The 4,142-nt window shown below is 52.4% G+C and carries 5 protein-coding genes; 4 read left to right on the plus strand and 1 reads right to left on the minus strand.

Annotation, left to right across the window (positions count from 1 at the left end; all coding sequences use genetic code 11):
• Positions 1–44: 44 nt before the first annotated feature.
• From ETQ85_RS20530 to ETQ85_RS20540, 3 genes are all read left to right on the plus strand, one after another.
• Positions 45–608: a hypothetical protein gene (locus ETQ85_RS20530; RefSeq protein WP_148580947.1), complete on the plus strand. Its 564-nt coding sequence runs from the start codon at positions 45–47 to the stop codon at positions 606–608.
• Positions 609–714: 106 nt separating this feature from the next.
• The gene (locus ETQ85_RS20535) at positions 715–909 is read left to right on the plus strand and encodes a hypothetical protein (protein ID WP_222862228.1); all 195 of its coding nucleotides are present in this window, start codon (positions 715–717) and stop codon (positions 907–909) included.
• Positions 910–2,260: 1,351 nt separating this feature from the next.
• Positions 2,261–2,578 carry a hypothetical protein gene (locus tag ETQ85_RS20540; RefSeq protein WP_222862229.1) on the plus strand — a complete coding sequence of 106 codons (318 nt, stop codon included), beginning with the start codon at positions 2,261–2,263 and terminating at the stop codon, positions 2,576–2,578.
• Here the strand turns inward: ETQ85_RS20540 and ETQ85_RS20545 are convergent.
• Entirely contained in the window at positions 2,553–3,155 is a 603-nt protein-coding gene (locus ETQ85_RS20545) for a recombinase family protein (RefSeq protein ID WP_148580949.1), read from the minus strand. The two genes, ETQ85_RS20540 and ETQ85_RS20545, sit on opposite strands and share 26 nt — an antisense overlap.
• A gap of 271 nt (positions 3,156–3,426) precedes the next feature.
• Here ETQ85_RS20545 and ETQ85_RS26345 point away from each other — a divergent pair.
• Positions 3,427–4,142, plus strand: a 716-nt coding sequence (locus tag ETQ85_RS26345; RefSeq protein WP_222862230.1) for a hypothetical protein, incomplete at its 3' end; no start/stop codon positions are given.

The following is a 4,142-nucleotide window of genomic DNA, read 5'->3' on the forward strand; positions in this document are numbered from 1 at the left end:
GTTTTGCATCGACCTGCTAGCGGGCGTGGCACAATCCCTCCTTCATGATCGAACCCAAGAAAACCTACCGGCAGGCGAAGGATTACTACCGCGAATTGCGCGAAAGCGTATATCGCGGCGTGGAAGCCGATTTACGGGATCAGGGCATCGAAGGTGTCCGCTTCACCGAGATCTCGGCAGCGGCGCTAGCGATCGCAGAGGCCTGGCGGGACCTCTATCCAGAACATCGAGAAGCACACATACCTGGTTGGAATTGGCGCGTCGAACTGGCGCGTTTCCGTTTGCGGCCGCGTCGAGTCGAAGCAGCACTTTGGTTTGAAGATGAACTATGCGGCCTGGCTCTCGGTCGCATCAGTGATCGGCACATCGTTGCCACGATTCACCTCGTTGAAGCCAATCCAGCCGGCAATCCGTTGGGAGGAGTCGTCGTCGCGCTAATGACACGCTTCTTAGATGCTATTGGAGCCCATGTCGGCTGCAGGGAGGTTTCCCTGGAACGTCCGGTGGCTGGGCTTGTCGACTTTTACATGGAAGCAGGCTTCAAGCGAAAGGAATTCGACGGCGACCAGGTGGTGCGCCTGAAGAAATTCCTGAAGCTGCCGATTTGATCGCTGGCTGTGCTATTGTGTGCAAATACAGGGAATACATATGAAGTCTGCTGCTCGAAACCCTCGCACCGGTCAATTTCTCGACGCGCAAGCTGGTGAACGTCGCATGAAGACGTACCTGAAGCAGTCGCGGCCGGAGTTTACTAGTCTTCTTGCAAAGGCCGGCGCCTTCACCGTGGCTGCCAAGGGGGCTTTAACCGGTCGGGTAGTTGAGAGCAAACCGAAGCTTGCGCCGACTGGAAAGCAAGGAACCTGGGTCGAAATTAAGCACGACGGAAAAAGAGTAGCCGGAAAGCGGTAATCGGAAGCTTCGAGATTGAAAAAGCCCAGATTTTTCTGGGCTTTTTCATTCGCACAAGCCGCAGCCATGGCCGGTCATTGGTTTCAATAAAGGCACCTTACGAAGCCCTTCGCCAGTCAGGTTCAGGACCAAACGCTTTTCACGGTCCCGTACTGTGCTTGATTTGCCCGGATGCCGGGGGCTTGAACCGAATCGCTGCGACTTCCGTAGGCAATGCTGAGCGTCTTTTTGGCAACGCATACCTGCCGTACGACGCATGGAAGGCGAATGACAGCTCTGGCCGATGAGCGGCCTGTTGGAAAGAGCTTAATGGATCTGAACAGCACCCGATCCCCCTGTGACCAGACAACAAAAAGGCCAACCCCGTGAGGTTGGCCTTTTTGCTTGCAGATCAACGACCTGCCGGAATTCGATGTGGAGCGGGCGATGGGAATCGAAAACGTCGAACTGGGCATGGCTCTTAGCTTTATCACCACATTGCCAGCTGCATTTTTACCGGTTTTCCGTTGGTGCTCAACCTGTTTGCCGGAAGGGTTGCCTCTCCACGGCTCAACGATGAGGACTTTATCCTGGATCTGGATAGCTCGAACTGGACCCGGCGGTGACCAGAACGTGACCAGACGACCGTAAGTACGGAATGGTAGCCCACCAGTAAAAAAACATTAAATGCAGAGCGCATGCTACTGTGTTTGCAGTGTCGGCAAGGTCGGTTCTGCCTCCCTCCGGAATCCAGCCATTGAGGGCTAGCCGAGGTGCCCTTGCGTAGCTACGGCCAAACGTACCAAGGCGCCACGCCTCTTTAATGAGGCAGCCGGTGGTTTATCGGTAAGTTGCACGTTCCGCTTTGCCGGCACTCCCAATCATGATACGCAGAACCAGGATCTCGATGGTTCGCTCTTGACTCCGCTAAGACCAGAACCTGACCCGACGACCGGAAGGTCGGGATGCTGCCCATCGACCATCAGGGCATACGCCGCGATCTCGTAACGAGCGCCTCGACAAGCATTGCACCTCCTTGGCCCTGCCCGCTGAATGCCTGATCGACTGGTGAATCGATCCAGGTTTTCTCTGAGGTTTCGGAGGTCATGGATGACATCCGGCAGCCCATGGATAGGACTTTTGGCTGTATGGAGCACGGTAGCGGGCCCACCTTTGGTTTGCTTGGAGCGAGGTTTCGCAGTCTACCCATCCGTCGACTCAGACCCGCTATGAGTGTAGCGATCCAAGGTGGCGGCAGAGGCGTGCTTCTCGACGGCCAAGACTGGCCGAAAGCTCCATGGTTTGAGGTTTCCCTCCAACTTTCACTGCAGGGGTGTATAGCCGTCAAAGTTGGAGCCCATAGCCGAGCAGGATGGTGCGCTGCGGATGGTTGCAGGACAGGCGTTCTACAACACGTCGGAATTCACCCTCGGCCACGCTCACCGCCAGTGGGCAAGGACAGCGCCTCCGCGACAACTTCGTTGATTACCTGAACGGCTTCTCGCCGAACGTTCAGGACATACTGGCGAAATTCAAATTTCGAGACCAGATTCAAACGATGGTCGAGGCTGACATCCTCGGTCACCTGATCAATGATTTCCTCGCCCCCAAGGTCAATCTCTCTCCCCTGCCGGTCAAGGATGTTGACGGCCGAATCAAGCTACTTAACTTTCCGTACCAACTCTCATAGTTGAATGCTGCTTCATCAAACGCTGGAGGGTGGACAACGCCACTCCCAATTCAGCAGCAACCTTCCTCCAACTGAGCCCCTGACTGAACAAGTCATCAGCACGCGCCCTTAGGGCCACGTCATCAAATTTCACGGGCCTACCAAGCTTCACCCCTTCGGACTTCAACTGGGCTAGCTTGGCTTTCGTCCGTTCGCTGATGAGTTCACGTTCGAACTGACTGATCGCCGCAAGCATGGTGAGAGTCAATCGTGACTGGGGTGACTGATCCAGCACACCCAGCCCAAGAACACCCACTGAGATACCCAAGCTTGTTAGGTTCTCGATAGTGGAAATCACATCCAGAGTATCCCGCCCCAAACGGTCTAACTTGGCGACAATAAGGGTGTCCTGCATGGACAATCTATCGTGCAATCTCTTGAACTGCTCACGTTGCATTGCAGGCACTTTGCCGGACACACCTTGTTCGACGTACACCCGGTCACTCTCCACTGAGTAACCCGCATCGAGAATCTGCTTCAACTGCTGCTCGGTTGTTTGATCTGCTGTGCTGCCGCGCAAATACGCAAAGGTTGCCATGCCCCCCCCCCGTTCTGATCCGTAAACGGGGTGCACATTACAGGTACACAATACCGCAATCAACACCCCATTTAACGGTACGATTTCTGTGTACCGGCATCCGTATCGAAAAACGGTGGTATTTCGGTCAGTTGCTGCAATAAAGTTACGCTAACCCAAACGGATAGTTACGTGAAATACTTCACTAAACTTCGGATGTATTTTGTCGTTAAACATCGCTCAGGGGTTTTCGTGTTCAATAAGCAATCTACGTGATAGAAAGAAGGAAGTCGTGAATAAAACAGGACTCTTTGTCATAGTTCCCATAGCGCTAAGCATTGCCGCATGTGGAAAACTACCTGAATGCGCAGATTCCGCAACACAAGAATTAGTTAGAGATGTTTTTTTTGGCCGTGAAAACAATGAGAAAGTTGACATGGGCGACCTCAAGGATCTCAAGGCAAACTTTTCAGTAAAAATCGATACAATTCAGACTATTAGTCAATCAGAAAAGCCACCAAAATATACATGCAAGGCAACCATCACCGTCAAACCATCGGAGGAATACGTAAAGTTCCTTACGAAAATTTCAAACAGAATAAAAAACGATGAAGGCCAAAAAATAAAAGACGAATTTTTTGCAGGCCTTGACTCATCCGACCTTACCTTTCAGGAGAAAATGGGATTAGTGCAAAACCTATACTTTACAGTTGGAACACCAATGACTTATGGGGTTGATTTATCAGCCTACGCAAGCGAGGTTACTTACACCTCTTCATTTGCAAATCAAGATGGAAAGGAGCACCACATCGTCTCTGCTCGGTTTGCAAATCCACTACCTGTTGGCGGATTTGTATTCACGAAAATAGCTCTTGAAAAGGGCGCAGAATTAATTAAAAAAAACCCCACTAACGCAGCAGGAAAAACAGAAGCAAAGCCCGCATCGGCTCAACATGAGCCTGCACCTGAAATCGCACCTGAAGCTGCCCCAGCACCTGCACCTGCACC

Source organism: Zoogloea oleivorans (genome assembly GCF_008107625.1).
GTDB classification, from domain to species: domain Bacteria; phylum Pseudomonadota; class Gammaproteobacteria; order Burkholderiales; family Rhodocyclaceae; genus Zoogloea; species Zoogloea oleivorans.

What these genes read in the sequence shown, in the direction of transcription:
- ETQ85_RS20530 (WP_148580947.1), top strand. Translation starts at nt 45, where the DNA reads ATGATCGAACCCAAGAAAACCTACCGGCAGGCGAAGGATTACTACCGC.
- ETQ85_RS20535 (WP_222862228.1), top strand. Translation starts at nt 715, where the DNA reads ATGAAGACGTACCTGAAGCAGTCGCGGCCGGAGTTTACTAGTCTTCTT.
- ETQ85_RS20540 (WP_222862229.1), top strand. Translation starts at nt 2,261, where the DNA reads ATGGTGCGCTGCGGATGGTTGCAGGACAGGCGTTCTACAACACGTCGG.
- ETQ85_RS20545 (WP_148580949.1), bottom strand. Translation starts at nt 3,155, where the DNA reads ATGGCAACCTTTGCGTATTTGCGCGGCAGCACAGCAGATCAAACAACC.